Origin of the sequence: Scandinavium manionii (genome assembly GCF_024764775.1) — a bacterium.
Classification (GTDB): Bacteria; Pseudomonadota; Gammaproteobacteria; order Enterobacterales; family Enterobacteriaceae; genus Scandinavium; species Scandinavium manionii.
On the sequence record NZ_JALIGC010000035.1, the window covers coordinates 311,220 to 334,519 of the forward strand.

Consider the following 23,300-nt stretch of genomic DNA (forward strand, 5'->3'; position numbering starts at 1 on the left):
CATCCCGTTTCCTGCCTGTTTCATGGCTGTTGTACGAGAGCATCGAGGCGTTTTTGCCCCTCAGCCAACAGCGGTTCAATCGGTTTTTTACCTACCGTCGCGGCGTTGACCATGGCGCTGATGGTTCCGGAACCGGTGACATCGCCCATACGTGTGAAGTTTTTATCGCCGACAGCACCGAATACCTTCACGTTCGGGTATTGAGCGATCAACTCATACGGCAACTGACCGAAGGCTTTAATCACCGCGTTATCTTTCCAGGTGGCGGTTTCAACCACGCCTTTGGTCATTGGCAGCGCCGCCCCCGGCGACATCATCACCCAGTCGGCGGAGTTCTGTGGTTTCTCCATCCAGGTGACGAACTTCTCTGCCGCCTCTGTCTGCTCTTTTTCCTGACCAGACGTAATGGTCAATGATGTCACCATTCCGTACGCCGCAGACGTGGCTTGTGTCGGCACCATAAAGCCCAGATTTTCAGGTTTACCTTCTTTGTACACCGCCGGGAGAATGTAGGTGGAGTACATCGCCATCGGCGCGGAGCCATTCATAAAGGCGTCTTTAATCTCCATCACGTCGTTGGAGCCCGGCATGGTGGTGGTAGCTAAATCGCGATAGAACGCCAGCGTGCTGCGCATTTCCGGGGTATCGAGTGAGATGCCACCCTGACTGTTAAATACGTTGGCGTTGTTCGACAGTGCAAACTGTGAGAACGCCTGCTCGGTCATCACGCTTTCTGCTGTTGGCAGCGCGATGCCATACTTTTTCATCGAAGGATTGCTCAGCGCCTTGCTGGCGGCTAACAACTCCTGCCAGTTGTGCGGTTCCGCGATCCCCGCTGCCGCTAACATGTCTTTGTGATACCAGACGCCTGAAAGCCACGCGCTGATTGGCGCCCCGGTCCAGGCTGTTCCGTCCTCAGTACGCACGATGCGTAATACGCCATCATAGAAATTATCTTCACCGGAATCAGCGATGGATTTAGCAATGGCGTTACGGTCGAGTAATTGCTCTTTATCCAGCACTTTGGCGTAGTCATGGCTGACTTCCATCACCGCGGGCAACGCCCCGGTTCGCGCCAGAGTAATAACTTTGGTATTAAACGCATCCTCTTCAACCGGGACCGGTTTAACGACAATGCCCGGATTCTCTTTTTCAAAGCGCTCAATTAATTTCGTGATCACCGCCTGGCGCTCTTGCTCCACCGACGAGTGCATAAATTCGATCGTGACGGTTTTATTATCATCCCGACACCCTGAAATTAGGGCGCAGGAAACCAGTGCTGTTACCAGCACAGTTTTTGCCATTTTCATTTATTCTTCCTTTTATTTAGAATCTATCCACATAACCTGCCAGGGCGCGAGATTCACTTCGCCCTCAGCTATATCACAACCGCTTATTAATTCCCGTGCTGAGCTATATTTTTGAAGAACACTCTGGGGGTGGTCGCTGAAATTAAATAAACACGTAATACGTTGGTTATTTTCCGCCGTACGCGTAATTTGCAATACGCTGCGGTTGAGGGCGGTAAATTCGGCTTTCGCATTCGGATGAAAAGCGTGGTGTTCACGACGCAAAGCAATCAGATGCGACAGTCGATGATAGACGCGTTGACGCAGACTGCCCGACTGAGACATGGCCGTTTCGATTTCATCCATGTCGTATTTCTGGCGGTTGATAGCCCGGTTATAGCCTGCTTTTTCAACGCCAGCATAGTCATTACGCGAACCCAGAATGCTTTGAATGTAGATGGCTGGCACGCCAGGGAAACTGAGCAACACCGCATGAGCCAGCACAAAACGGGCGAGTCTGTCGTCATCGCTGCTCTCTTTCGGACTGAGCGCATCCATATAGGTGACGTTGATTTCGTACGGACTGCGGCTGCCGTCCGGGTTATTTTTCCAGTTTACCAACGCCCCCTGTTGCTGCAATTTTTCAACCAGTTGCAGGATATCTTCTTCAGCCAGGATCCCACGCAGCGGGTTGAGCCCAACCCCGTCATGAGAGGCAAGGAAGTTAAACCAGGTGGTGTCCGTCGATGGCAGCGCCAGACTCTGCGCCCAACCGCAAAGCGTTTCGACATTGGCGCTGTGCATGGCATGCAGCACCAGCGGCGGCAGAGAGAACTGGTACACCATCTGCGCTTCGTCGTGACCGTTACCGAAATAGGCGACGTTGTCTTTGTGCGGAACGTTAGTTTCAGTGATGATCACCGTACCCGGCGCGACCTCTTCCGCGATGGCGCGGAAGAGCTTAATTAACGCGTGAGTTTGCGGCAGATGAATGCAGGAGGTGCCCGGCACTTTCCACATGAAACCGACGGCATCCAGACGCACGTAATCCGCCCCCTGCTCCAGGTAATGAAGCAGCACGTTGACCATCGCAATCAGCACTTCCGGTTCGGCAAAATTAAGGTCGATTTGATCGTCGCTGAAGGTCGTCCACAGATGGCGCACTGACTCATCGCTTAAGGTAAACGGCGTCAGCAATGGCAAGGCGCGCGGACGGGTCACGGCGGAAAGGTCGGTATCGGGGTCAACGGCGATAAAGAAGTTTTCGAAGCCAGGTTCCTGGCGCAGATAGCGGGCAAACCATTCACTTTTTGCGGACATATGGTTGCAGACAAAATCAAACATCAGCTTTGACGATCGCTTCAGGTCTGCAACGTCCTGCCAGTCTCCCGAAGCCGGTTCCACTTGATGATAATCAACCACCGAGAATCCATCGTCGGACGACCACGGATAAAAAGGTAAAAGATGAACGTGGGAAAAATGCTCTTTCAGCCAGCGATTAAAAAAACGGGTAAATATCGGCAGGCTTGTCTTTCCTTCAGAGCGAAATTGATCAGCGTAGGTGATTAATACCACATCCTGCTGATCCCAGTTCATTTTACGGCGTTCGATAATACGAGATTTTGCTTTTTCAATATCTGAAAAAAGCCTTACTTCCTGGTGCGTTAAAAACGAATTGCCATACACACTGTCAATCAGAGATTTTATTTTTGAGTTCACGTTTATTTTCCATGGTAGCGGTCCCACGGACTGAAATCTACTCCCCGAAAAATGCGATGTCAACGCGACGGGCATGGGAAAAAACGCAAAAAGAGGATCTGTAGCCGCTCGAATGCATTAATTGTGAGCTGCCGCAAAAAAATGAGATAAATGATGCAAAGAAAGGCGAGAAAAAAGGAAGGTAAGGAAAAGAAAGGGGGAGCGCCCTCCCCGTCTGTCAGGAGAAATACTTGCGTGACATGCGGCTGGCAAGGCGTGCCAGCACCGGTTCAAGCGCCATCGCCAACAGCATTTTAATCGGACGGCGAGCGACGGATTTGATAGCCCAACCGGCAACGCCCGCCGGGCCGTAACGCAGTGCGGTCAGCAAAACCAGCTTGCCCGCGATTTTCAGACCGGGTTTCACTTTCTGCCCGGTACGTTGCCATGTTGAATTCATCAAATGCCTCTCTCAGTTACAGCTGGCGAAAACGGCTGCGTAGCGAAAACGTGTCGGAGGTGACGTAGCGTTCCATTTCACGCAGACGCTTTTCACCCGCCGCCAGTTCGGTATCCACCGCATTCAGCAGTTCGCCGCTGGACGGCATTTTTTCGCCGTACATTTCATTGTCAGGAATCGGGTCAAGGGCAAACGTCATGATGATGTAAGCCACAACCACGAAGAAAAACAGGCCAAAAATCATGGCCAGCACGGTAATCAGACGCACCAGTTTCACCGGAACGTCGAGCCAGTGCGCAATCCCGGCACACACGCCCTTCACCATGCCCTGCTGTGGAATACGCCACAGCTTCTTACTGAAATCTAATCCCGCCATTATTGTTCTCTCCAGTTCGGATGTTCCGCGTCGAGAATTTGTTCCAGCGCCTGAATGCGTTCCCGCATCCGTTTTGCCTCATCCGTCAGCTGCGATAAACGCTGCTGCTCGCTCTGCGACAAATCAGCGCCGGAGCGGTTGCTGTAATGCAGCCACAGCCAGACCGGCAGGACAAACAGCACAAACAACGTCAACGGTATGGCCAGAAAAAGCGCGCTCATGGGGTCTCCTTACAGATGATGAGCGGCGGTGCGTTCAGCACCGCCTGAAAATGATTATTCGTTATCCTGTTTCATTTTGGCGCGCAGCTCAGCGATTTGCGCGCTGATGTGGTCATCGGCCTTCAGTTCTGCAAACTGCTGATCCAGCGTTTTCTGTTTGCCGAAACCTTGGCTTTCCGCTTCGGCTTCCATGTGATCGATACGGCGTTCGAAGGACTCAAAACGCGCCATCGCTTCGTCAATTTTACCGCTGTCCAGCTGACGGCGCACATCGCGGGACGAACTCGCCGCCTGATGACGCAAGGTCAGCGCCTGCTGACGAGCGCGGGTTTCGCTGAGTTTATTTTCCAGCTCACCGATCTCTTTTTTCATGCGGGTCAGCGTTTCATCGACCAGCGTGATTTCACCTTCCAGGGTGCCGATAATGTCGGTCAGCTTCTGTTTTTCGATCAGCGCCGCACGCGCCAGATCTTCTTTCTCTTTACGCAGCGCCAGCTCGGCTTTTTCCTGCCATTCAGCTTGCTGCGCGTTGGCCTGCTCTACGCGGCGCGTCAGCTGTTTCTTTTCAGCCAGCGCGCGGGCCGAAGTGGAACGCACTTCTACCAACGTGTCTTCCATTTCCTGAATCATCAGGCGGACCAGTTTTTGCGGATCTTCAGCCTTCTCCAGCAGTGAGTTGATGTTGGCGTTCACGATGTCGGCAAAACGAGAAAAAATACCCATAATTCAAATCCTCATACGTTCAGTTCTGTTATCGGGCATGGCCCTGCTGATGAGATAATACAAATGCCGTGCCAACTTTTTATGCTATTGATTTTACACACACTGGTTGAATTGTGTCTCTCTGACGGCTACAGTGAGATGGTGAATTACACCAACTAGTGGCGAATTTCATCATGGCAGAATACAAGGACAACCTGCTCGGCGAAGCGAACAGCTTTCTCGAGGTGCTGGAACAGGTTTCACGGCTGGCGCCGCTGGATAAGCCGGTGTTGGTTATCGGCGAACGCGGCACCGGGAAAGAGCTTATTGCCAACCGCCTGCACTTTCTTTCTTCACGCTGGCAAGGCCCGTTTATCTCGTTGAACTGCGCGGCGCTGAATGAAAACCTGCTCGACTCTGAGCTTTTCGGCCATGAAGCGGGCGCCTTTACCGGCGCGCAGAAACGCCATCCGGGGCGATTTGAACGCGCCGACGGCGGCACGCTATTCCTCGACGAACTGGCGACCGCGCCGATGCTGGTACAGGAGAAGTTGCTGCGGGTGATTGAGTACGGCGAACTGGAACGCGTGGGCGGCAGCCAGCCGTTGCAGGTCAACGTGCGTCTGGTGTGCGCCACCAATGCTGATTTGCCGCAGATGGTCAGCGACGGAACCTTCCGCGCTGATCTCCTCGACCGTCTGGCATTTGACGTGGTACAGCTTCCACCGCTGCGCGAACGGCAAACGGACATCATGCTGATGGCGGAACACTTTGCCATTCAGATGTGTCGCGAGCTCAGCCAGCCGCTGTTTCCGGGCTTTACCGATCACGCGCGAGAAACCTTGCTCAACTACCGCTGGCCGGGAAATATTCGTGAACTGAAAAACGTGGTGGAACGTTCGGTCTATCGCCACGCCAGTTTTGAAGCGCCACTGGATAACATCATTCTCGATCCGTTCCAGCGCCCGGTCACGGTGGAAGACGTCGCTGAAACCAGCGTCCTTTCTCTACCGCTGGATTTACGGGAGTTTCAGCAGCAGCAAGAAAAAGGCCTGCTGCAGCAAGCGCTACAACAGGCCCGATTCAATCAGAAAAAAGCCGCTGAACTATTGGGGTTAACGTATCACCAACTGCGAGCGTTATTGAAGAAGCATCAGCTCTGAGAATGCCTTTGCCCGGCGGCGCTACGCTTGCGCGGGCTTACTCAGCAGTACTGCACTCGCCAGCATCGAACCCAGACACAATGCGCTGTTGAACAGCAACGCATACTGCGCGGCGTGAGCCATGCCTAGCGGCAACAGCATGGCGTAAATCGATGCCGTCACCGCAATGCCCATCGCGCCGCCCAGCGAGCTGCCCATTTTGTAGATGCCGGAGGCAACGCCCACTTTCTCTTCCGGCGCGTTCACGACGGCGGTGTCAGTCGATGGCGTGGCGTAGCAGCCGAGGCCTAATCCCAGCAAAACGTTACTGAAGAACACGATGCCGATGTAAACTGACTTTTCAAGGAAGGTGCACGAAATCAGCGCCACGCCGACGCCGGCAATCACCGGGCCGAACATCATCGGCAGGCGCGCCCCATAGCGCTGAAGCAGCTTTTCACCGACGCGGATCATCACCAGCACCGTGACCAGATACCCCATGGTCATCATCCCGGTCTGGAACGCCGACATGTGATGCCCCTGCTGCAGCCAGATGCTGGTGATCATCAGCGTGCCGATGCAGCCGTTAAGCATAAAGTTCGACAGCACCGCCCCGCTGTAGGCGCGATTCTTAAACAGCGCGAAATCAATCAGCGCCTCATCGCCTTTGCGCAAGCCCGAACGAATGAACCACAGCGTCGCCAGCACCGCCCCGCTCAGCAGGGAAAGCGACAGGCCGCTGCTCCATCCCCAGCTGTGTCCTTTGGTGATAAACAGGTTCAGCATCACCAGCGCAGTAACAAAACTGAACAGACCGCCAAGATCCAGTTTCCGGTTTTGCGCACTTTCACTGCGGCTTTCCGGCGTCCCACGAATCAGCAAAAAGGACACCAGCGCGGCCACCATCGAGAACACGAAAATCCAGCGCCAGCCCAGGCCGGTAGCGATTGCACCGCCCACAAACGAACACAGTCCACTGCCGCCCCAGGAACCAATCACCCAGAAGCTGATCGCCCGCTGACGGGCCTTGCCTTCATACCAGGTTTTGATCAGCGCCAGGGTCGCAGGCATGATGCACGCTGCCGATAATCCCTGTATCACCCTGCCCGCCAGAAATAGCACCGGGCCGTGCGACAACACCAGCAGCGCGCTGCCGACAATGCTGAGCACCAGGCCGATAAGCGTCAGGCGTACGCGACCAAACTTATCTGCCAGCCCGCCGCTGGCCACCACAAAACAACCGCTGAATAAGGCGCTAAGGCTGACCGCCAGGGTCAGCGTTTCCAGTGAAATGTCGATACTGCTTTTCATCGCCGGAACCACGTTTATGACCGACTGGGCAAACAGCCAGAAGGTCAAAACGCTCAGAACAATGCCCATCAGCAGCCGGTCATTACCGGCAAACGGACGGGTTTCTGTCAGGGGAACGGTACTCATCGAGCGGCCCTCCTTCGTGTTCGGTCATCAACGCAGATAGTGTTCAGTCAGCCCGCTCCACAATGCCGCGCCGGTGATGAGGATCTGGTCGTTGAAGTCATATCCCGGGTTATGCACCATGCAGCGATCCGGCTCGTCGCCCGCGCCGATGGTGAAATAGCAGCCGTTCGGGTTCTTTTCGAGCATGAAGGCGAAATCTTCACTGCCCATAAACGAACCGATGGTGACCACTTCATCCTTACCAAACAGATCGCCCGCGACGCTGCGCACCATTTCATTTGCCGCCGGGTCGTTTTTCAGCACCGGGCTGCCGTTGACGTGCGTCAGAGTAGCCGTGGCGTTAAAGCTTTCCGCCTGAGCGATGGCGATATCATGAATGCGCTGCAATACGGTCTGGCGTACTTTTTCGCTGAGGGTGCGCACGGTGAGTTTCATCAGCACTTTTTCGTTGATGATGTTCGGCGCGTGTCCGGCCTGAATGCTGCCGACGGTGACAACCGCTGGCTCGAACGGCGTGATGTTGCGCGACACAATCGACTGCAGCGCCACGGTGATATGGCACGCCACGAGGGTGGCATCCACGGTGTGCTCCGGTACCGCACCATGACCGCCCTTACCCGTCACTTCGATATGCAGCGTGTCGGATGACGCCATCATTGCACCATCGTGCAGGCCAATTTTGCCGATTTTTTGCGAAGGCATATTGTGCAGACCGAAAATATGGTCGCAGGGAAACTTATCGAATAAGCCGTCCTCGACCATGACGCGTCCGCCGTACAGTAGTTCTTCCGCAGGCTGGAAAATCACGTGCAGCGTGCCGCTGAAATTGCGTGTACGCGCCAGATATTCCGCCGCATACAGCAGCGTTGTGGTGTGACCATCGTGGCCGCAGCCATGGAATTTACCGTCGGTTTTACTGGCCCACTCTTTGCCACTGCTCTCCTGCATCGGCAACGCATCCATGTCAGCGCGAATGCCGAGCCGTTTGCTGCCGTTGCCCACTTTCAGGGTGCCAACCACGCCGGTGCCTGCCAGGCCACGATGTACCTCGTATCCCCATTGGGTCAGTAGGCGAGCGACCTGCTCGCTGGTTTGATGTTCTTCGAAGCCGATTTCCGGATGCTGATGAAAGTGACGACGCAGTTCAATGAATTGCTCTTCGGTGTCCTGTAGCGCTTCAACAATTGGATGTGTCATTTTTGTTATCCCTTTATTGCTTCACAGTGATAATGTCGAGTTTATGCCGCCACAACCCCGGCAAAGTGCGTTTATTTGTTGTGAAGTAACGCATTCTTAATGACTGTTTTTCATACAATTCAGTTATGACAAAAAACAACAGGTTCTATTTTGTCTTGATGTGAGGTGAGTCATGGATCAAAGCGGCAGTGAGTTTGCAGTTACCGTTCTGGATGTGCGACAGCTCAGCCATGAAGAGAGCAATAGTCTGACGCTGCTGTGGATGCTGGAAGGCAGCGCGGAGCTGCAAACCCAGGAGCGGCGGCAAACGCTCGAGACCGATAGCCTGACCGTTATCAACCGTAATCAGCGCTGGCAGCTTTCGAGCGAGGCCCCTAACGCAACATTACAGGTCACGCTTTCCGGGCACTGGCTCACAAGGCTTTACAGCGATATTTTTACCCATGACTACCACATTCCCGATGAAACCAGCGGCAGTTGGCCGCAGTGCGACGAGCTCCGTCATTTATTACGTCAGCTCTTAGTGGTTACCCTGATTAATCACCAGAGCCGCTACCGGCTGGAGGCCAACCGCTGGCTCGGCGAAATCCTGCTGTTACTGACCACCCGTTTTCAGCAACCTGCGCGCATCAGCCAGCGGCTGGATAATCCGGGCTGGAGTAAGCGCATCACGCAGGTCGTGGAACGCATTGACGCCAGCTATACCCGGCGCATCACCCTGGCGGAAATTGCTGCGGCGGAATTTGTGTCCGAAGCCTGGCTTTCCAGGCTGTTTCGCAAGGAGGTCGGGGTCAGTTTTATGCAGTACATCACTACCCTGCGACTGGAAAAGGCGGCGGATGCGCTGCGCCTGACCAACCGCCCGCTGCACCAGATTGCCCTGGAGCAAGGATTCGCCAGCACCCGCATGATGAGTGATCTGTTTCGCCGCCATCACCATATGACGCCGCGTGAGTTCCGCCGCCTGCGACAAAATACGTCCGCTGTCGCTCGCCCACGGATGACCGCCAGCAACAGCCTTTTTCCGGTAGCGGTTGATAAATTGTTCAGCCTGCTGAATGAGCCAGAGACGCGAGGCTGGGAGCCGTCGCCGTTGACGCTGCATCAGCAGCAGGAACGCGTGGTGGATTTACGTGATTTTGATTCGCGCGTCGCCCCGCTGCGTCACACGCGAGTGATGATTACCCTGCGCGAACTTGATGATTTGCTGCGCGAAGACGTGCGCCGGGAGCTGGAGACGCTTGACGGGCAGATCCCGATTTACGGGATCGATATCACTGAACCGTTCCTGAGCAGCCGCCTGTTTGCCACCGGCTGGGACGACCCGCTGATGGCGGGCTACGCGTGCTGGTATAACCTGCATCAGATTTTCATCTGGCTGGCGGAGAAAAAATGGACCGTACTCCTGCACACTGGGCTGACAACGCGGGCTGATTTACTGCGTCATTTCCTGCAACAGTCGGTCAACCATTTTCCGGCAGAGGTGACCGCGGGCTGGCAGTTCGTTTGGCACTGGTCAGCGCAGGCCAGCGAAGATACCCGGCAAAACGTCTGGCAGACCCAACGTTCGGCAATCAATGAATTTTTGCCGCGTGCCAAATTTGGCCTGTGGCACCGCTTTGCGGTGAACAGTTTGCCCGAGCACGACGAGGCGCTTTTTAACTCCTCAATTCTAAAACAGGCCGATTTTCTGGCCTGTCCGGCTGATGCCAATGAACTGCTGGATTTGGCGCAGCTCGATCCCGCCCGGCTTGCCTCCACGGAAAACTACCCGGTACAAAAGATTCGACAAATTCAGACTGCGCTTCGCCAACAGCAGCGTACCCTGCCGTTGTGGCTGCTCTCCTGGAACACGCTGACCGGCAATACCCGCGCCACCAACGGCTGGTTTTTCCGTGGCGCGCTGCTGATGCACAATCTGCTGGGGCTGTCGGAACAGGTCTGGCTGGCGGGGTTCTGGCTCAATTCAGGTTTGCAGGGCGAAGCACGCGCCAACGACACGCTCGACACGTCAAGCCTGGCGTTGCAGTACAACCACGGCCTGCCGCGACCAATTTATTGGGTGCTGTGGCTGTGGCAAAGGCTGCATGGCGAAGTGCTGGTTAACGACAAAAATCTGCTGCTGTTGCGCCACGAGGGACGCTACCAGCTGCTGCTGCGCAACACGGTGGTTTTCAACCCATGGCTCTCGAGCGAGGAAGCCTTTATTCAACGCTTTCGCCAGCAATACCGCATTCAGCTGCAAGGGCTCAGCGGAAAATGGCGCATCAAATCGCATCTTTACGACCAGCATAACGGCGCGCTCTACCCGCTGCTGGACGCGTTCACTGTTGCCAGCGGCCCTGATGAAGAAATCTGGCGCTGGGTCCGCCATAAAGCGCGCCCTACGCTGGACGTGCGTGACGAACAATTGCACGACAGTTGGCAAATCGCCGACTCGCTGGAAAGCAATGCGCTGGTGCTTTATGAGTTAACCCCACTAAATTGACGACTTTTACAGCGGTTGGTCGCAGAGTTTTGTACCAGGCCGCCTTAAGTGCGATACACTTTGCAGATCGCTCTGAATTATGAAGAACATATGCGCCTGAAATTATCATCCTTACTGGCAGTGATGGGGTTGCTGTGCGGCAACGCGATGGCGGCTCCGCCTTCCGCATTGGCACCGCATGGCGACATTCGCGACAGCGGTTTCGTCTACTGCGTTAGCGGCCAGGTGAATACCTTTAACCCGCAGAAAGCGGGCAGCGGCCTGATTGTCGACACCCTTGCGGCACAAATTTACGACCGCCTGTTAGACGTTGACCCGTATACCTACCGTCTGGTGCCGGAGCTCGCCGAGAGCTGGGAAGTGCTGGATAACGGCGCAACCTACCGCTTCCATTTGCGCAATGGTGTACAGTTCCAGAAAACGTCATGGTTCCAACCCACGCGCGCGCTGAATGCCGATGACGTAGTCTTTACCTTCGAACGCATTTTTAATCGCAATCATCCCTGGCATAACGTCAACGGACCGAATTTCCCCTACTTCGACAGCCTGCAGTTTGCCGATAGCGTCGAAAGTGTGCGCAAACTCGACGGTCGCACCGTTGAATTTCGTCTGAAACGCCCGGACGCCTCATTCCTGTGGCATTTAGCCACCCACTACGCCTCGGTGATGTCCGCCCAATACGCGGCGAATCTGACGAAAATCGGCAAGCAGGAGTTGATGGACCGCCAGCCCGTCGGCACCGGACCTTATCAGCTTGATGAATACCGCACCGGGCAGTACATTCGCCTGCAACGCCATCCGGGATTCTGGCGCGGTGAACCATTGATGCCGCAGGTGGTGGTGGATTTAGGCTCCGGCGGCACCGGGCGTCTGTCCAAATTGCTGACCGGGGAATGCGACGTACTCGCCTGGCCTGCTGCCAGCCAGCTCACTATTCTGCGCGACGATCCGCGTTTACGTCTGACGCTGCGCCCTGGCATGAACATCGCCTATCTGGCGTTTAATACCGATAAGCCGCCGATGAACAATCCAGCGGTGCGACACGCGCTGGCGCTGGCCATCAATAACCAGCGTTTGATGCAGTCGATTTATTACGGCACCGCCGAAACCGCCGCCTCAATTCTGCCGCGCGCATCGTGGGCCTACGATAATGAAGCTAAAATTACCGAATACAATCCGGCGAAATCGCGTGAGCAGTTAAAAGCGCTGGGTCTGGAAAATCTGACGCTGCGCCTGTGGGTGCCGACTACCTCTCAGGCGTGGAACCCAAGTCCGCTGAAAACCGCCGAATTGATTCAGGCCGATATGGCTCAGGTGGGCGTGAAAGTCATCATCGTTCCGGTGGAAGGTCGCTTCCAGGAAGCGCGCCTGATGGACATGAATCACGACCTGACCCTCACCGGCTGGGCGACGGACAGTAATGACCCCGACAGCTTCTTCCGCCCACTGTTGAGCTGCGCGGCGATTGGCTCCCAGACTAACTTTGCGCACTGGTGTAACCGCGAGTTTGATACCGTGCTGCAAAAGGCGCTGGCCTCACAACAGCTGGCTTCGCGCATCGACGCGTACGACGAAGCACAGAAGATTCTGGCCAAAGAATTGCCGGTACTACCGCTGGCGTCATCGCTGCGGTTGCAGGCCTATCGCTACGACATCAAAGGCCTGGTACTGAGCCCGTTCGGCAACGCGTCCTTTGCCGGCGTGTCGCGTGAAAAACAGGAAGAGGTGAAAAAACCATGATCATTTTTACCCTTCGCCGCCTGCTTTTACTGATGGTGACGCTGTTTCTCCTGACCTTCGTTGGCTTCAGCCTGAGCTACTTCACCCCTCATGCACCGTTACAGGGTGCATCGCTCTGGAACGCCTGGCGGTTCTGGTTCGAAGGTCTGCTGCACTGGGACTTCGGTGTGTCCAGCATCAACGGGCAGCTGATTTCTGAGCAGTTGAAAGACGTGTTCCCGGCGACCATGGAACTGTGCATTTTGGCGTTTGGTTTTGCACTGCTGGTCGGCATCCCGGTCGGGATGCTGGCGGGCATTATGCGCAACAAATGGCAGGACAACACCATCAGCGCCTTCGCCCTGCTCGGTTTCTCCATTCCCGTGTTCTGGCTGGCGCTGCTGCTGACGCTGTTCTTCTCATTAACGCTGGGCTGGCTGCCAGTTTCCGGGCGTTTCGACCTTTTGTATGAGGTGAAAAATGTCACCGGTTTTGCGCTGATCGATGCGTGGCTGTCGGATTCTCCCTGGCGCGATGAAATGATCATGAGCGCCCTGCGCCATATGGTGCTGCCGGTGCTGACGCTGGCCGTCGCGCCGACCACCGAAGTGATCCGTCTGATGCGCCTAAGCACCATTGACGTCTATGACACCAACTATGTGAAGGCGGCGGCAACGCGCGGCGTTTCTCGCTTTACGATTTTACGTCGCCACGTGCTGCACAACGCCCTGCCGCCGGTAATTCCGCGTCTCGGTCTGCAGTTTTCCACCATGCTGACGCTAGCGATGATCACCGAAATGGTGTTCAGCTGGCCGGGCCTTGGCCGTTGGATGATTAACGCCATTCGCCAGCAGGACTATGCGGCGATTTCCGCTGGCGTGATGGTGATTGGTGCACTGGTCATTATTGTGAACGTGATTTCTGACATTTTGGGCGCCATGGCTAACCCGTTGAAACATAAGGAATGGTATGCCTTACGATAGCGTCTATCTGGAAAAACGCCCACCCGGTGTGATGCGCACCGTCTGGCATAAATTCTACGGAGACACAACCGCGATGATTGGCCTGTATGGCTGCGCGGGTCTGGCGCTGTTGTGTATTTTCGGCACCTGGTTTGCGCCTTACGGTATCGATCAGCAGTTTTTAGGCTATCAGCTATTGCCGCCGTCGTGGTCCCGCTACGGTGAAGTGTCGTTCTTCCTCGGCACCGACGATCTTGGGCGCGATGTACTGAGCCGTCTGCTCAGCGGCGCGGCTCCGACCGTTGGCGGTGCCTTTGTCGTCACCCTCGGCGCCACGATTTTCGGGCTGGTGCTCGGCGCGTTTGCCGGCTCCACCCGCGGCCTGCGTTCGGCGGTGCTGAACCATATTCTCGATACCCTGCTCTCTATTCCGTCCCTGCTGCTGGCAATTATTGTCGTCGCTTTCTCGGGACCGCATTTGCTGCACGCAATGTTCGCCGTCTGGCTGGCGCTGCTGCCGCGCATGGTGCGCTCGGTTTACAGCATGGTGCATGACGAGCTGGAAAAAGATTACGTGGTTGCCGCCCGTCTGGACGGTGCCACCACGCGCAACATTCTGTGGTATGCGGTGCTGCCTAATATCGCCGCGGGCCTGGTGACTGAAATTACCCGCGCGCTGTCGATGGCGATCCTTGATATCGCCGCGCTGGGCTTTCTCGATTTGGGCGCACAGCTCCCTTCCCCGGAATGGGGCGCGATGTTGGGCGATGCGCTGGAATTGATTTATGTCGCGCCGTGGACCGTGATGCTACCAGGGGCGGCAATTATGATCAGCGTACTGCTGGTGAACCTGCTGGGCGACGGTGTTCGCCGCGCCATTAACGCGGGGGTGCGATAATGCCATTACTTGATATTCGCAATCTGACCATCGAATTTCGTACCAGCGAAGGCTGGGTGAAAGCGGTAGACCGTGTCAGCATGACCCTCGCTGAAGGCGAAATTCGTGGGCTGGTAGGTGAATCAGGCTCGGGCAAAAGCCTTATCGCCAAAGCGATTTGCGGGGTGACCAAAGAAAACTGGCGCGTGACTGCCGACCGTATGCGCTTTGATGATATCGACCTGCTCCGCCTGTCCAACCGTGAACGTCGTAAGCTCGTCGGCCATAACGTGTCGATGATTTTCCAGGAACCGCAGTCCTGTCTTGATCCGTCCGAGCGTATCGGGCGTCAGCTAATGCAAAACATCCCCAGTTGGACCTACAAAGGCCGCTGGTGGCAGCGCGTCGGCTGGCGTAAACGTCGTGCGATTGAACTGCTGCACCGGGTCGGTATTAAGGACCATAAAGATGCGATGCGCAGCTTCCCGTATGAGCTGACGGACGGCGAATGTCAGAAGGTGATGATTGCCATTGCGCTGGCTAATCAGCCGCGTCTGCTGATTGCCGATGAGCCGACCAACGCCATGGAGCCCACCACTCAGGCTCAGATTTTCCGCCTGCTCAGCCGACTCAATCAAAACAATAACACCACCATTTTGCTCATCAGCCACGACCTGCAAATGCTGAGTCAGTGGGCGGATAAAATTAACGTGATGTACTGCGGGCAAACGGTTGAAACCGCGCCGAGTGAAGATCTGGTGAGCATTCCGCATCACCCGTACACTCAGGCGCTGATTCGCGCGATGCCGGACTTTGGCCGCTCAATGCCGCATAAAAGCCGTCTGAACACGATGCCCGGCGCTATTCCTCTGCTGGAATCGCTGCCGATTGGCTGTCGTCTGGGGCCGCGCTGCCCTTACGCCCAGCGCAAATGCATTGAAAGACCGCGGTTGACCGGCGCGAAGAACCATCTTTTCGCCTGTCACTTCCCGCTGAACATGGAGAAAGAGTGAAATGGTCGAGACCCTGCTTGAAGTCCGCAATCTGAGTAAGACCTTTCGCTACCGTACCGGGCTGTTCCACCGTCAGACGGTCGAAGCGGTTAAACCGCTGAGCTTTACCCTGCGTGAAAGGCAGACCCTGGCGGTTATCGGCGAGAACGGTTCCGGTAAATCGACGCTGGCGAAAATGCTGGCGGGCATGGTGGAACCGACCACCGGTGAACTACTGATTGACGATCACCCGCTGAAATACGGCGATTATTCGTTCCGCAGCCAGCGCATTCGTATGATTTTCCAGGACCCGTCGACATCACTGAACCCGCGTCAGCGTATTTCGCAAATCCTCGATTTCCCGTTGCGTCTGAACACTGATTTAGACGCGGAAGCCCGCCGCAAACAGATCATCGACACCCTGCGTCTGGTGGGTTTGCTGCCGGATCACGTCAGCTATTATCCGCACATGCTCGCCCCTGGCCAAAAACAGCGTCTGGGCCTGGCTCGCGCACTGATCCTGCGTCCAAAGGTGATCGTGTGTGATGAAGCGCTGGCATCGTTAGATATGTCGATGCGTTCTCAGCTCATTAATCTGATGCTCGAATTACAGGAGAAACAGGGGATTTCGTACATTTACGTGACCCAGCATCTCGGCATGATGAAACACATCAGCGATCAGGTGCTGGTGATGCATCAGGGTGAAGTCGTCGAACGCGGCAGCACCGCCGACGTGCTCGCCTCCCCGCTGCATGATCTCACCAAACGCCTGATTGCCGGGCATTTCGGTGAAGCGCTGAAGGCGGATGCGTGGCGCAAAGATCGCTGAGGACTATCTTAAGTGGTCGGATTAACTCTCCTTCCACTCTATGCTAGAATCGCGACGTTTAACGACGGCCTGCCTATAATTGATGCAGCCGCTACAAAAATGACATAAGGATTAAAAGCTATGGGTTTTCTTTCCGGTAAGCGCATTCTGGTAACTGGCGTTGCCAGCAAACTGTCCATCGCCTACGGTATCGCACAGGCTATGCATCGCGAAGGTGCTGAACTGGCGTTCACCTATCAGAACGAGAAGCTGAAAGGCCGTGTGGAAGAGTTTGCCGCAAACCTGGGTTCCAGCATTGTTCTGGAATGCGACGTTGCGCAGGACGAAAGCATCGACGCTCTGTTCACCGATCTGGCAAAAGTATGGCCGAAATTTGACGGTTTCGTACACTCCATCGGCTTCGCGCCGGGTGACCAGCTGGACGGTGACTACGTTAACGCCGTAACCCGTGAAGGCTTCAAAATCGCACACGACATCAGCTCTTACAGCTTCGTGGCGATGGCTAAAGCGTGCCGTGAAATGCTGAACCCAGGCTCTGCTCTGCTGACCCTGTCCTACCTGGGCGCGGAACGTGCTATCCCTAACTACAACGTGATGGGTCTGGCTAAAGCGTCCCTGGAAGCTAACGTGCGCTACATGGCGAACGCGATGGGTCCAGAAGGTGTGCGTGTTAACGGTATCTCTGCTGGCCCAATCCGTACCCTGGCCGCGTCCGGTATCAAAGATTTCCGTAAGATGCTGGCTCACTGCGAAGCGGTTACCCCAATCCGTCGCACCGTAACCATCGAAGACGTGGGTAACAGCGCAGCATTCCTGTGCTCCAACCTGTCTGCCGGTATCTCCGGTGAAGTCGTTCACGTTGACGGTGGCTTCAGCATCGCCGCAATGAACGAACTGGAACTGAAATAAGTTCTTCTTCCGCCCTGTTTACGCAGGGCGGAAACCCCGCCGTTATTCCAGTCTGTTATTTGTTATCACGCTTCAATATTTTTACCTGCCCCCGCCTTACGTCAGGATAGCTATCTCACAACGATACGACGTCCTGAAGGAACTCCCATGGAGCAAAGCCGCTCTCACGGCAAAAGCCATTGGTATCATGAAACGCAAGCGAGAAACCAGGCCGCCGATGTGCTGCCTCTGGTCCCGGAAGCCGCCCACGTCGCAAACCGTTTTTTACTGGATTTAACCCTGCCTGATTCGGTGACTTCGCCATGTCAGCCCTGGCTGGACGTGTCGCTGCATATTTCTGAACACCTTTTTCCTGACGCCGTTACGCCCACACGCCTGAATACGTTTAGCGCTTACGAACGCCTGAGCACTGCGTTAACCGTCGCCCAGGTCTTTGGTGTCCAGCGTCTGTGTAATCACTACGCCGCGCGACTGGCGCCGCTGCCGGGACCTGATTCATCGCGCGAGAGTAATCACCGTCTGGCGCAAATTACCCAGTACGCCCGTCAGCTGGCAGGCTCGCCGTCCGTTATCTGCGAACGCGCTCGTCAGCAGCTGGATGCCGTAGGGCTGACCACGCCGGATATCGTGCTGATCACGCAAATCGTGGGCTTTATTAGCTATCAGGCGCGGGTGATTGCCGCCGGTCAGGCGTTAAAAGGCTTGCCGGTGCGCTGGATCCCCGGTATGCCAATGCAGGATGATGCCCCCGCCGCCCTTTTTGCATTCGAAACAGGACGGTGGCAGCCGGGTCTCGACAGCGTTGAAATCCGCTATGCCAGCGTCGAACAGATGGACGCCCTCGCCCATTGTGCGTCGCAAACGGGATTAGAAACGCTGGCACCGCTGCTGGTGTGGGATGAAACCCTGCTCGAACGATTGAGCGAGTTACTGCGTGCACTACCAATCGATGATGACGCCGCACCGTTAGCGGCTCTTGTTAGCGCACGTATTAATGGCAGCGTCAGCTGTTTTCAGCAAAGCGCGGTTCAGGATACGCTGAAAGAAGCCGCCTTACAGGGCGACCGGGCACTGCTGATTTGGGGTCAGGAGAAGCCGCTTTATCACGCAATTATCCAGGCGACGCAGTTGCTCACTCGTGCGCCTGACCGATTCAGCGCTGCGCAGTTTACCCCCCTCACTGAGCAGGGGCTTTCTGCAGAGCAAGCCTTCTCTCTGTTGGCCTGGAGCGGGTTATCCGGCTGGCTAAACCGCCTGAAAATCGGCCTTGGCGAGGTGTCTCAGGATGCGTAAAAGGCTTAAAGTTCGCTTGCTGCGACAGGCATATTCGCGTAAAACTGTCAGCCGCTCTTTTGGCCACGAAAATACATAATTATGCTTCAGGATAACCCGCTGCTTGCACAGCTAAAACAGCAACTTCATTCCCAGACCCCTCGCGCTGAAGGGGTGGTGAAAGGCACCGAAAAAGGCTTTGGTTTTCTCGAAGTCGATGCCCAGAAAAGCTATTTCATCTCTCCACCACAGATGAAAAAAGTGATGCATGGTGACCGCATCATTGCCACCATCCATAGTGGCGACAAAGGAAAAGAAAGCGCCGAACCAGAAGAACTGGTCGAGCCGTTCCTGACGCGTTTTGTTGGCCGCGTGCAGAAGAAGGACGATCGTCTATCCATCGTACCCGATCATCCGCTGCTGAGAGATGCCATCCAGTGCCGCCCTGTGCGCGGCCTGGAACACGATTTTAAAGAGGGTGACTGGGCCGTGGCAGAAATGCGCCGTCATCCTTTGAAAGGCGACCGCAGTTTCTACGCTGAACTCACGCACTTCATTACCCACGGCGACGATCATTTCGTTCCATGGTGGGTAACGCTGGCGCGCCATAATCTTGAGAAAGTGGCCCCGGAAGGCACCGCAACCGAGATGCTGGATGAAGGTCTGGAGCGTCGCGATCTGACTGCGCTGGACTTCGTGACTATCGATAGCGCCAGCACCCAGGATATGGACGATGCGTTATATGCAGAAGAAGCCGCTGACGGCAAACTGCATCTGATCGTTGCCATCGCCGATCCGACCGCGTGGATCGCAGAAGGGAGTAAGCTGGATAACGCCGCGAAAATTCGCGCATTCACCAACTACCTTCCTGGCTTCAATATCCCGATGCTGCCACGCGAACTGTCTGACGACCTGTGCTCCCTGCGCGCGAATGAAGTGCGTCCTGTTCTCGCCTGCCGCATGATTATCTCTGCCGATGGCACCATCGAAGACGATATCGAATTCTTCACTGCCACCATTGAGTCCAAAGCCAAGCTGGCCTATGACGATGTTTCTGACTGGCTGGAAGGCAACGGTAGCTGGCAGCCGCAGAATGACGCGATCGCCGGACAAATCAAACTGCTGGAACGCATTTGCGCTCTGCGCGGCGAGTGGCGTCATAACCACGCGCTGGTGTTCAAAGACCGCCCGGACTACCGCTTCGTGCTCGGTGAACAAGGTGAAGTGCTGGATATCGTCGCTGAACCGCGTCGCATCGCCAACCGCATCGTTGAAGAGTCTATGATTGCCGCCAACATCTGCGCGGCTCGCGTGCTGCGCGATAAGCTTGGTTTCGGTATCTACAACGTTCACACCGGTTTTGACCCGGCGAAAACGGAACAGCTTTCTGAGCTGATGAAGACCCACGACGTGCACGTCGATCCGCAGGAAGTGCTGACGCTGGACGGTTTCTGTAAGCTGCGCCGTGAACTCGATGCGATGCCGACTGGCTTCCTCGACAGCCGCATTCGTCGCTTCCAGTCCTTCGCTGAAATCAGCACCGAGCCGGGTCCGCACTTCGGTCTGGGTCTTGAGGCCTACGCTACCTGGACTTCACCAATTCGTAAATACGGCGACATGGTCAACCATCGTCTGCTGAAATCAATTATCAAAGGTGAAACCGCGTCTCGTCCGCAGGAAGACGCCACTCTTCAGATGGCAGAACGTCGCCGCCTGAATCGTATGGCCGAGCGTGATGTGGCCGACTGGCTGTATGCACGTTTCCTGAATGACAAAGCGGGCACCGATACCCGTTTTGCTGCTGAAATCATTGATATCAGCCGCGGCGGAATGCGCGTTCGTCTGGTGGATAACGGCGCCGTAGCATTTATTCCGGCACCGTTCCTGCACGCCGTGCGTGATGAAATGGTCTGCAGCCAGGAAAGTGGTACCGTGCAAATCAAAGGCGAAACCGTTTATAAAGTGACCGATGTTATCGACGTCACGATCGCCGAAGTCCGAATGGAAACCCGCAGCGTTATCGCGCGTCCATTCCAGGTGTAATACTTAAGGGCGGCTAATCATTGGTTGGCTGCCCTTTTCTTCTTCTGCAATACGATTCCTTCCACACTTTTTTTCCACAATTCCCCCCACATTCCAGCAAAAGCGATCACAATAAAGTGGAGCATTTCCACTTAAAACAATAATCTGGCTGTGCCGGCTTTTATCAATGGTTGCGCTAATGTGGTTTGGGAGAAGAGATGTCAGAGGAACTGGAGAAAAACCTGCTCTTTCGGTATCTGGGGACCAGCAGTCCCTACTGGCGATTGTCCGGTGACAGCAACGCGCTGCAGCTGGCGGCCATCGAGGAGACCGACACGAGTCAGGTGGTGGCGCTAAGTGCGGATCAGGCGAACTGTATACGCGAGATGACGGTGATCACCTCCAGTCTGACGCTGAGCCTGAATCTTTATGGCAACCCGGTGCTGGTGCATCTGGTGGGCCGTAAAATCAATAAATCGCAATGGGCTGGTAGCGCATCAGCCTGGGATGATACCGGCTCAGTTGCTCGCGACCTTGTGCAAGGGCTCTCCTTCGCCGAGCAGGTCGTTTCCGAAGCCAACTCCGTTATCGTTATTCTTGATCGCCACGGCAATATTCAGCGCTTTAATCGTTTGAGCGAAGAATATACCGGGATGAAAGAACATGAGGTGATTGGACAGAACGTTTTTAAGCTGTTTATGAGCCCGGCGGAAGCCGCCGCCTCGCGCCGTAATATTAGCGGGTTCTTTAAAAACGGCAGTTCGTATGAAGTCGAGCGCTGGGTTAAAACCCGCAAAGGTCAGCGCCTGTTTTTATTCCGCAATAAATTCGTGCACAGCGGCAGCGGTAAAAACGAAATATATTTGATCTGCTCTGGCACCGACATTACCGAAGAACGCCGCGCCCAGGAGCGTCTGCGGGTTCTCGCCAATACCGATACCATTACCGGTTTGCCTAACCGTAACGCCATCAATGACATGATCACCGACGCGATTAAAACTCGCGAAGATAATCAGGTCGGCATTGTGTATCTCGACCTCGATAACTTCAAAAAGGTGAACGATGCCTACGGGCATATGTTTGGCGATCAGCTCCTGCAGTCGGTGGCGTTATCAATTTTAAGCTGCCTGGAGGAAGGCCAGACCCTGGCACGCCTCGGCGGCGATGAGTTTATCATCCTGGCGACCCAAACCTCCCAGGGCAGCCTGGAAGCGATGGCCTCGCGGATTCTCAATCGCCTGCGTGACCCGTTCCGCATTGGGCTGATTGAAGTCTATTCTGGCTGTTCGCTCGGCATTTCCCTCGCCCCTCAACACGGGAACGACAAAGAAAGCCTGATCCGTAACGCCGATACCGCCATGTACACCGCCAAAGAAGGCGGTCGCGGAAAATTCTGCGTCTTCTCCCCGGAAATGAACCAGCGCGTGTTTGAGTATTTGTGGCTCGACACCAACCTGCGTAAAGCGCTGGATAACAACCAACTGGTGATTCACTACCAGCCGAAAATCACCTGGCGCGGTGAAGTTCGCAGCCTGGAAGCCTTAGTCCGGTGGGAGTCGCCGGAACGCGGGCTAATAGGGCCGGCCGAATTTATCTCCTACGCCGAAGAGTCCGGGCTGATTGTGCCGCTCGGGCGCTGGGTTATGCTCGACGTGGTGCGCCAGGTGGCGCTATGGCGTGACAAAGGCATTAACCTGCGCGTGGCGGTGAACGTGTCGGCGCGTCAGCTTGCCGACCAGACCATTTTCAGTGATTTAAAACAGGCGTTACGTGACCTGAATTTTGAATATTGCCCTATCGACGTCGAATTGACGGAAAGTTGCCTGATTGAAAACGAGGAGCTAGCGCAGTCGGTTATCCAGCAGTTCAGCGCGCTCGGGGCGCAGGTGCATCTGGATGACTTCGGTACTGGATATTCGTCGCTTTCACAGCTGGCCCGTTTCCCAATTGACGCCATCAAACTGGATCAGGTGTTCGTGCGCGATGTGCATAAGCAGCCCGTCGCGCAATCACTGGTGCGCGCCATCGTGGCAGTGGCCCAGGCGCTGAATTTACAGGTGATCGCTGAAGGCGTGGAAAGCGCGAAAGAAGACGCCTTTCTGACCAAGAATGGCGTCAACGAGCGGCAAGGTTTCTTATTTGCTAAGCCAATGCCCGCTGCCGTGTTTGAGCGCTGGCTAAAGCGACGTCAGACCCGCAAGCTGCGTTAGCTGGCTTTGCGCAGCGAGACCTGGGTACGCCGGTTCTGCAACATGACCAGACGCTCCATATAGGCAATGTCTTTGTCCTCGAGACAGAATCCGGCGTCCACACAGGCCCGCACATAGGCCGCAGCGCTTCACGTCGCCCATTGCGCACATTATCAGGCTAATCCAGGCCATTTCTTGCGGATATCCGGAGTCGTAATTTATAATTTTTCGTTATGTGTTTTTAGCCCATGACATTTTCCGCTTCTCTTTTGCCCCCTTTTTTTGCATCATTGATTTTTCTTACTTTTCTCTCAGGATTGCCTATGTCAAACCTCGATGCGCGCCAGTTAGCTCAACGTGTTGATACCGTGCTGGATATTCTGGTGGCGGGTGATTACCACTCTGCAATTAACAATCTCGAAATCCTGAAAGCAGAGCTTTTGGCTCAGGCGTCCGGCGAGCAGGAACAAAAATCCGCTCAGCCTAAATCCCCTTGGGAAATTTAAAACAGTAGTGACC

Annotated in this window: 20 protein-coding genes and 1 pseudogene; 12 read left to right on the top strand and 9 right to left on the bottom strand. The window is 55.3% G+C overall.

Features of this window, described 5'->3' with window-relative positions; all coding sequences use genetic code 11:
* Positions 1 to 20: 20 nt before the first annotated feature.
* The 6 genes from MUU51_RS07650 to pspA form a co-directional block, all read right to left on the bottom strand.
* Positions 21 to 1,310, bottom strand: a complete 1,290-nt coding sequence (locus MUU51_RS07650) for an ABC transporter substrate-binding protein (protein WP_159774592.1) — start codon at positions 1,308 to 1,310, stop codon at positions 21 to 23.
* A 12-nt stretch (positions 1,311 to 1,322) separates the two neighbouring features.
* Complete coding sequence (locus MUU51_RS07655; protein WP_309582918.1) at positions 1,323 to 3,008, bottom strand: alpha-amylase family glycosyl hydrolase; 1,686 nt, start codon at positions 3,006 to 3,008, stop codon at positions 1,323 to 1,325.
* 217 nt (positions 3,009 to 3,225) lie between these two features.
* Positions 3,226 to 3,447 (bottom strand): phage shock protein PspD, encoded by a 222-nt coding sequence (gene pspD, locus MUU51_RS07660; RefSeq protein WP_159774588.1) that lies wholly within the window; start codon positions 3,445 to 3,447, stop codon positions 3,226 to 3,228.
* Positions 3,448 to 3,463: 16 nt separating this feature from the next.
* Positions 3,464 to 3,823, bottom strand: a complete 360-nt coding sequence (gene pspC, locus MUU51_RS07665) for an envelope stress response membrane protein PspC (protein WP_258967518.1) — start codon at positions 3,821 to 3,823, stop codon at positions 3,464 to 3,466.
* Positions 3,823 to 4,044 (bottom strand): envelope stress response membrane protein PspB, encoded by a 222-nt coding sequence (gene pspB, locus MUU51_RS07670; protein ID WP_159774586.1) that lies wholly within the window; start codon positions 4,042 to 4,044, stop codon positions 3,823 to 3,825. The genes pspC and pspB overlap by 1 nt, the downstream gene beginning before the upstream one ends.
* A 54-nt stretch (positions 4,045 to 4,098) precedes the next feature.
* Positions 4,099 to 4,767: a phage shock protein PspA gene (gene pspA / locus MUU51_RS07675; protein WP_133459929.1), complete on the bottom strand. Its 669-nt coding sequence runs from the start codon at positions 4,765 to 4,767 to the stop codon at positions 4,099 to 4,101.
* A 158-nt stretch (positions 4,768 to 4,925) separates the two neighbouring features.
* Between pspA and pspF the strand changes: the two genes are divergently transcribed.
* The gene (gene pspF / locus MUU51_RS07680) at positions 4,926 to 5,909 is read left to right on the top strand and encodes a phage shock protein operon transcriptional activator (protein ID WP_258967519.1); all 984 of its coding nucleotides are present in this window, start codon (positions 4,926 to 4,928) and stop codon (positions 5,907 to 5,909) included.
* A gap of 21 nt (positions 5,910 to 5,930) precedes the next feature.
* Here the strand turns inward: pspF and MUU51_RS07685 are convergent, their stop codons facing one another.
* Together MUU51_RS07685 and MUU51_RS07690 are read right to left on the bottom strand one after the other, a co-directional pair.
* Complete coding sequence (locus MUU51_RS07685) at positions 5,931 to 7,325, bottom strand: MFS transporter (RefSeq protein ID WP_159774580.1); 1,395 nt, start codon at positions 7,323 to 7,325, stop codon at positions 5,931 to 5,933.
* Positions 7,326 to 7,352: 27 nt separating this feature from the next.
* On the bottom strand, positions 7,353 to 8,522 hold the full coding sequence (locus MUU51_RS07690) for a M20 aminoacylase family protein (protein ID WP_159774578.1): 1,170 nt from the start codon (positions 8,520 to 8,522) through the stop codon (positions 7,353 to 7,355).
* A 172-nt stretch (positions 8,523 to 8,694) separates the two neighbouring features.
* On the opposite strand from MUU51_RS07690, the gene MUU51_RS07695 reads away from it, so the two are divergent.
* From MUU51_RS07695 to pdeR, 10 genes are all read left to right on the top strand, one after another.
* The gene (locus tag MUU51_RS07695; protein WP_258967520.1) at positions 8,695 to 11,010 is read left to right on the top strand and encodes a helix-turn-helix transcriptional regulator; all 2,316 of its coding nucleotides are present in this window, start codon (positions 8,695 to 8,697) and stop codon (positions 11,008 to 11,010) included.
* 90 nt (positions 11,011 to 11,100) lie between these two features.
* On the top strand, positions 11,101 to 12,750 hold the full coding sequence (gene sapA, locus MUU51_RS07700; RefSeq protein ID WP_258967521.1) for an ABC transporter substrate-binding protein SapA: 1,650 nt from the start codon (positions 11,101 to 11,103) through the stop codon (positions 12,748 to 12,750).
* Positions 12,747 to 13,712: a putrescine export ABC transporter permease SapB gene (gene sapB / locus MUU51_RS07705; protein ID WP_159774572.1), complete on the top strand. Its 966-nt coding sequence runs from the start codon at positions 12,747 to 12,749 to the stop codon at positions 13,710 to 13,712. The genes sapA and sapB overlap by 4 nt, the downstream gene beginning before the upstream one ends.
* Entirely contained in the window at positions 13,699 to 14,589 is an 891-nt protein-coding gene (sapC, locus tag MUU51_RS07710) for a putrescine export ABC transporter permease SapC (RefSeq protein ID WP_159774570.1), read from the top strand. Before sapB ends, sapC begins: the two co-directional genes overlap by 14 nt.
* A complete protein-coding gene (gene sapD / locus MUU51_RS07715) occupies positions 14,589 to 15,581 on the top strand; it encodes a putrescine export ABC transporter ATP-binding protein SapD (protein WP_159774568.1) in 993 nt (330 codons plus the stop codon). Before sapC ends, sapD begins: the two co-directional genes overlap by 1 nt.
* 1 nt (position 15,582) lies before the next feature.
* Positions 15,583 to 16,389, top strand: coding sequence for a putrescine export ABC transporter ATP-binding protein SapF (gene sapF, locus MUU51_RS07720; RefSeq protein ID WP_159774566.1), 807 nt, complete (start codon positions 15,583 to 15,585; stop codon positions 16,387 to 16,389).
* Positions 16,390 to 16,509: 120 nt separating this feature from the next.
* Positions 16,510 to 17,298 carry an enoyl-ACP reductase FabI gene (gene fabI / locus MUU51_RS07725; RefSeq protein WP_159774564.1) on the top strand — a complete coding sequence of 263 codons (789 nt, stop codon included), beginning with the start codon at positions 16,510 to 16,512 and terminating at the stop codon, positions 17,296 to 17,298.
* 147 nt (positions 17,299 to 17,445) lie between these two features.
* Positions 17,446 to 18,591: a carboxymuconolactone decarboxylase family protein gene (locus MUU51_RS07730; protein ID WP_258967522.1), complete on the top strand. Its 1,146-nt coding sequence runs from the start codon at positions 17,446 to 17,448 to the stop codon at positions 18,589 to 18,591.
* 81 nt (positions 18,592 to 18,672) lie between these two features.
* Complete coding sequence (locus tag MUU51_RS07735; protein WP_258967523.1) at positions 18,673 to 20,613, top strand: exoribonuclease II; 1,941 nt, start codon at positions 18,673 to 18,675, stop codon at positions 20,611 to 20,613.
* Between the two features lie 197 nt (positions 20,614 to 20,810).
* Positions 20,811 to 22,802 carry a cyclic di-GMP phosphodiesterase gene (gene pdeR / locus MUU51_RS07740; RefSeq protein ID WP_159774558.1) on the top strand — a complete coding sequence of 664 codons (1,992 nt, stop codon included), beginning with the start codon at positions 20,811 to 20,813 and terminating at the stop codon, positions 22,800 to 22,802.
* Here the strand turns inward: pdeR and MUU51_RS07745 are convergent.
* A pseudogene (locus MUU51_RS07745) lies at positions 22,799 to 22,903 on the bottom strand (crotonase/enoyl-CoA hydratase family protein); the annotation flags it as partial. The gene pdeR and the pseudogene MUU51_RS07745 sit on opposite strands and share 4 nt — an antisense overlap.
* Positions 22,904 to 23,104: 201 nt before the next feature.
* On the opposite strand from MUU51_RS07745, the gene MUU51_RS07750 reads away from it, so the two are divergent.
* Entirely contained in the window at positions 23,105 to 23,287 is a 183-nt protein-coding gene (locus MUU51_RS07750; RefSeq protein WP_110507940.1) for a YciZ family protein, read from the top strand.
* Positions 23,288 to 23,300 lie beyond the last annotated feature (13 nt).